This window comes from Amycolatopsis rhizosphaerae (assembly GCF_007713715.1).
GTDB lineage: Bacteria > Actinomycetota > Actinomycetes > Mycobacteriales > Pseudonocardiaceae > Amycolatopsis_E > Amycolatopsis_E rhizosphaerae.
The window spans coordinates 1-5,407 of the sequence record NZ_VJWX01000479.1; the positions used below are offsets into that span (position 1 = coordinate 1).

The 5,407-nt window shown below is 69.9% G+C and carries 6 protein-coding genes and 1 pseudogene; 4 read left to right on the forward strand and 3 right to left on the reverse strand.

Annotated elements, in window-relative coordinates; all coding sequences use genetic code 11:
* Positions 1-510: pseudogene (locus FNH05_RS38415) on the forward strand (serine/threonine protein kinase); the annotation flags it as partial.
* An 80-nt stretch (positions 511-590) separates the two neighbouring features.
* Positions 591-1,889: a type VII secretion protein EccE gene (locus FNH05_RS31050; protein ID WP_246128041.1), complete on the forward strand. Its 1,299-nt coding sequence runs from the start codon at positions 591-593 to the stop codon at positions 1,887-1,889.
* Positions 1,890-1,917: 28 nt separating this feature from the next.
* Here the strand turns inward: FNH05_RS31050 and FNH05_RS31055 are convergent, their stop codons facing one another.
* Entirely contained in the window at positions 1,918-2,454 is a 537-nt protein-coding gene (locus tag FNH05_RS31055; protein ID WP_144592417.1) for a hypothetical protein, read from the reverse strand.
* A 527-nt stretch (positions 2,455-2,981) separates the two neighbouring features.
* Here FNH05_RS31055 and FNH05_RS31060 point away from each other — a divergent pair.
* Complete coding sequence (locus tag FNH05_RS31060; RefSeq protein ID WP_144592418.1) at positions 2,982-3,362, forward strand: VOC family protein; 381 nt, start codon at positions 2,982-2,984, stop codon at positions 3,360-3,362.
* A gap of 10 nt (positions 3,363-3,372) precedes the next feature.
* Here the strand turns inward: FNH05_RS31060 and FNH05_RS31065 are convergent, their stop codons facing one another.
* Positions 3,373-4,218, reverse strand: coding sequence for an IclR family transcriptional regulator (locus tag FNH05_RS31065; RefSeq protein WP_246128042.1), 846 nt, complete (start codon positions 4,216-4,218; stop codon positions 3,373-3,375).
* Between the two features lie 58 nt (positions 4,219-4,276).
* Positions 4,277-4,672: a YchJ family protein gene (locus tag FNH05_RS31070; RefSeq protein WP_186382827.1), complete on the reverse strand. Its 396-nt coding sequence runs from the start codon at positions 4,670-4,672 to the stop codon at positions 4,277-4,279.
* A gap of 91 nt (positions 4,673-4,763) precedes the next feature.
* Between FNH05_RS31070 and FNH05_RS31075 the strand changes: the two genes are divergently transcribed.
* Positions 4,764-5,108 (forward strand): hypothetical protein, encoded by a 345-nt coding sequence (locus tag FNH05_RS31075; RefSeq protein ID WP_222426759.1) that lies wholly within the window; start codon positions 4,764-4,766, stop codon positions 5,106-5,108.
* Positions 5,109-5,407 lie beyond the last annotated feature (299 nt).

The window sequence follows — 5,407 nt, forward strand, 5'->3', positions numbered from 1 at the left end:
ACCCTGGTCCGGACCTTCGGCGGTCCGGAGCAGTCCCGTGGGGACAAGGCGCAACGGCCCGGCAGGCGCCCCGCCGTGCTGGCCGGGCTCGGAGCCGCCATCGCGGCGTTGACCGTGGTGCCGGTGGTCACCACCCTGAACGGCTCGACCGGCCAGGGCGCGGCACCGGCCGCGGCGACCTCCGGGACGAGCGCCGACGCGAGCGCCGTGCCCGCGTCATCGCAGCCGTCTTCGCCCGCGGAGCCGAACGTGAACCTCGTCCTGGCCCCGCCGAACGATCAGGGCACACAGGTCCAGCTGAACTGGAGCGCCGGGGCCGACCTGGATTTCGCCGTGGTCGTCGCCGGGGAGCGGCTCACCACGACGGTGCTGATGGCGGGCCGTCAGCACAACAAGGCGGTGCCGGTGGACCCGGCCCGCAAGTACTGCTTCCAGATCCGCGGCACGGACGGCACGCACATCTACAGCGGGGACCCGGTCCCCATCCGTGGCGCCCACTGCAACCTGTAGGACACCCGCAGAGACTGCCCATCATCGAAAACTCAGGTGCGCCCGGGAAACCGGCCGCAACCGACCCGAGGAGGTTCAGCGTGACCGATCCAGGCGCGGGCGGGGCGCGGCTGACCGCGCCGGCATCCCCGCGGCCACAGGCGGGTCTGGCCGGGCAGCCGACCGCAACCGCCTACGGCAGCGTGTCCCTTCCCGAGCCGGACGCGCGAGCGGCGGCCCGGGCGGCCGCCGTGGCCGCGCTCGCCGCGGCCCGGTCCGCGGAGCAACCGCGGGCCGCCGCGGGGTTGGCGACGGCCGGCGCCCAGCCGCGCGGCGCGGTGGCGAACCCGGCCCCGGCGGCCCCGCCTCCCGGCCGGCGGCGCGCCACCGGTCCGCTCGCCGGGATCGGGCCGTTGCAGATCATCTGCTGGCAACTGGTGCTGATCGCGGCCGTCCTGGCGGCCGGGCAGCCGTTGCCCGTGATCGCCGCGACCGGGCTCGGCTCCGTGGTGGTCCTGGCGTTGACGGCCGTCCGCGTCCACGACCGGTGGGGCTTTGAATGGTTGCTCCTGTCCGCACGGTATCTGCGCCGTCGCCGTGAGGGTGATCTCCGGGACGGGCCCGCGCAGAAGCTGCTCCACCTCATCGCACCGGAGGCGGAGGGCTGCACGGACACCCTCGACGACGAACCGGTGTTCATGCTCAGCCGCGCCGAGGGCATCAGTGCGGTGCTGCAACCGCAGTCGAACGACGTGCCGCCCCCGGAAGCACTGGTACCCCCGCCCAACGAGCAACCGCTCGCCTTCGCCGCGCAGGTGATCCATCACGCCGGGCTGGGCCGTCAGCGGCCACCCCGGACCTGGATCGTGTTGCAGGCACTGCGAACCGTCGAGGTGTACTCCGACATCGACGTCCGTTTGGCGCTCGGCAACGCGCTCCGGCGCGTGCGGCGCCACCTTCGACGGCAGGGGCTGCCGAGCATCGGGCTGGCGGAAAACGAGTTCCTCGGCACGCTCGCCTCGCTCGCCCAGGTCACCGCCGGGCGGGACCAGGTTCGAGAGGACTGGCGGTTCTGGCACAGCGGATCCGTGTCGCAGGCGACGTTCCGCCTCGGCGGTTGGAATGCGCTGTCTCCGGCCGTCGCATCCCAACTGGTGCACTGGCTGCTCACCGCCGCCCCGCAGGCAGCCGTGACCGTTTCCGTCATCGCCACCCGGAAAGCCGAGGCGGAACCCGAGGTCGAGGCCGCCCTGCGGATCGCGGCGGCGAACCCGCCGCTGGTGGACCACGCCGCGCGGACGCTCACCGGGCTGGCGGCCCAGTGGGCCGTCCGCCTGGAACGCCTCGACGGCCGCCACGCCCACGGCCTTGCCGCCACCCTCCCGCTCGGGGTCCGGTGAAGGCGACCTCCACCCGAACCGTTCCGGTTTACCGGTTCCAGGTGGCTTCCGGTTCTTTCCCGTCGCGCGCGCCCCACTCGACGGCCGTCGGAGCGCCGGCACCATGCTCGGGCAGGTAGATCGAGCAGCCCTCGACGGAACCTCCCTTGGCCAGCTTCCTGAACTCGGCCGAATCCGCCTGCACGCACTTGCTGAACTGGTGGTACGACAGCGGATGGTCCGGATCGGCGGTGGCGTCGAGTGACCCCATCACGGTCAGGTGGGTCAACTCGTTCTTTCCGTCCGTCACGACGAAATCGGTCGTGCTCTCGACCAAATCGGTTTTCGTCAGCCGGTAGTGGAGGTAGTACGGCGTCTCCCCGGCGTACTTCGAGGGATTGCTGAGCTCGCTCAGATCCGAGTTTCCGCCCGCCTCGATTCCCACTACGGTCACGCCGATGGTGCCGCCCCTGACCGCCGTCACCGTGGCCTGTTCACCAAACTTCAACTGCCGCCCCGAAGTACCACAACCGGTCACGGCAATAACGCACATCGAGGCGGCGGCACAGGCCTTCCACAATTTCATCCTACCCGACCTCACCATTCTGACCGACCTTGACCATCGGATGTGATGATCGTACCCAGGCCACCGCCGAACGCGGCAGAGCGATTATCCGCACTTCATCCGGATTTCATCATTCCGGGAATCTCGGCGATTTTACAAAGTCAGGAGCGCCCGCGGTGGCGGGCAGACTTCGCACCTGTGGTCAAGCACGAATCTTCCGCCATAAGGCCGTCATGTCAGGAGGCATTTCTTCCGCCGGGACGTCGGGCCGGTCAGCCCAGCGCCAGTAGACCCGCTCGCAGGTGGTGCACGGCAGTGCGATCCTGCAGGCACGATCGGGCCCATCGCCCTCCTCGCGACGGCAGAGGAGGAGCCCGCCGACGCGCAGCGCGGCGCCGCAAGCTGTGCAGCCATCAGACTGCCAGATCCCGTCAGTCACCTCCTCAGTCTTGCCGGGTCCCAGGCGAAATGACTAATCGGCCCCCACCACATAGTGGTAGTGTCACTACATCGCGGTTGGAAGGTTCCGCGTGGAAGGGGCAGCACCCGTGAAGATCAGCCGGCTCGACCACCTCGTCCTGACCGTCGCAAGCATCGAAGCGGCCGTCGAGTTCTACACGGCGGTACTCGGCATGGAAGTCGTCACCTTCCGGGGCGATCGCAAGGCACTCACCTTCGGCAGCAGCAAGATCAACCTGCACGAGGCGGGCAAGGAATTCGAGCCGAAGGCCGCGCGCCCCACGCCGGGCAGCGCCGATGTCTGCCTGATCGTGGACACCCCGCTCGACGACGTGATCGCCGAACTCACCGCGGCCGGGGTCGCCATCGAGGAGGGCCCGGTCGAGCGCACCGGAGCCACCGGCCCCATCATCAGCGTCTACCTGCGAGACCCCGACCGGAACCTGATCGAACTGAGCAACTACCTCTGACGATCCGGCATCACACACCGGGACGGCCGCCGAGCAGGCGCGTGGCCTGCTCGGCGGCGCGCACCACGACCGGTGCCCACTCCGCGGCCCGCTGCGAGGTCAGGCGCTGCGTCGGTCCACTGATACCAAGGGCTCCGACCAGAGCCCGCCCGGGCCCGAAGACCGGCGCCGACACCGACGCCGCTCCCGCGTCGCGTTCCTCCGACGTGATCGCGTAGCCCTGCTGGCGGGTCTGGTTGAGCAACGCCCGCAGCACGGACGGATCGGTCACCGTCGTCGTCGTGAACGATTCGAGCGGCCCGTCGAGCACTTCTTCCGCCGCCGCGGCGTCCCAGGCCAGCAGCACCCGGCTCGCCGAGCCGGCGTGCAGGGGCATCAACTTGCCGACGTACATCTCCCGACGGATCGCCTGATAGGTCTCGGCCATCGCGACGCAGACCCGAACGTCGCCTTCGCGGCGGTAGAGGCAGGCGGTCTCGCCCGTGGTGTCCCGCAGCAGGACGAGCGAGGGGTGCACGATCTCGCTCACGTCCAGTCCGGCACCGGCGGGCGCGGCCCAGTAGCCCAGACGCAGGCCGATGCGGTACCTGTCGCCGTGGCGGTCCAGGAACTGCTCGGCGACCATGTTGGACACCAGCCGCTGGCACGTGCTCGCGGGCAGGTCCGTGGCGCGCCGGATCTCGGCGAAGGTCAGCTCCGGCCGTTCCGGGCCGAACGCCTCCAGGATCTGCCGGATCTTGCCCAGCACCAGCAACGGCCTGATCCCCCGCGGCAGCGAGCGGGGATCGGCGGCCCCCTCGCCGCCGGGGCCATCCTCCGTCTCGCCCCGGGCCAGGTCGTCCTCGTCGCTCACCACATCGCAATGCTATCGCCACGATGAAGCAACGGCGCGGGTGATCAGCCCGCGGAGATCCCTACGAGACCGCCCGCAGGTAACGCCACTGGCCGTCCTCGCGGGTGAACATGCTGAGTTCGTGCATCGAACCCGGCCTGCCCTCGTGACGGTAGTGCGCACGGAATTCGACCGTGCCACTGTCGTGGAACGGGCTGCCACCGCTGGTGGCGAGCACGTCGAGCCGGGTCCAGCGCTGCGCCGGGTCCAGTTCCAGGCTCTTCGGCCGGGTGCTGGAATGCCACGTGGCGAGCAGATACGCCGTGTCGCCAACCGCGAACGCGCTGAACCTGGACCGCATCAACTGCTCGGCGGTGGCCGCCGTGCGCTCGCCTGCGTGCAGCGGGCCGCAGCAGTCGCCGTAGTTCCCGCCGGAGCCGCACGGGCAACGGGAACCGGCGGTGATGTCGTCAGTCACCGGACGATCCTACCGTTGTCCACTGTGGAATGATCCGGCCGGTCGCAGTGCGAGGAGGGCCTTGCCACCGCCCTTCACACACGAGGTCTTCATGGACGAGCATGACGGTTTCCCACCGCGCTCCGTCACACGAGAAGGGCTGCCCGACTCCACCTCGGACGCCACGGTGCTCCTCCGGGAGGCCGACGGGCTGCTGCGGGTCCAACCGACCATTACGCCCTTCGGCCTGCCACGCAGGCTGCGACGGCCCCCCGCGCGGCGACTCGCCCGCGGGGAATGGCTGCGCTGGCGGATCAACTACCGGTTCACCGGCTCGTGCGGCGGCGAATGGACCTACCGGCTGGACACGCTCAACATCGCCTATGGCCCCATCCGGGCCGACCTGTTCCTGGGCACCCCCACGCACCAGGTCGACGAGCTCGCGTCCCTTCGCTGACATCAACTCGCCGCTGCGGTACGCCGCAGCCGTCGAATGCGCGCGAAATCGGCACGCCGGGCCTGGCCACCCGGTATCCTTCACGCGGTTTGTCCCACTTTGCGGCAACCGTCCCGGGGTGGGCATAAACATGGGCTACCGCTCGCTTGCCGTGAGCGGCACGTGTCCGACGAAGGGGGGAACCGGGGTGACGGAAAACGGGCGTTGGATCACCAAGGACGGCCGACGGATCTTCATTGGTGCCGGTGGTGGTTCCGGCAAGGGACGTGGCGGGATCGTGGCGGTGGCGGCCGCGGTTG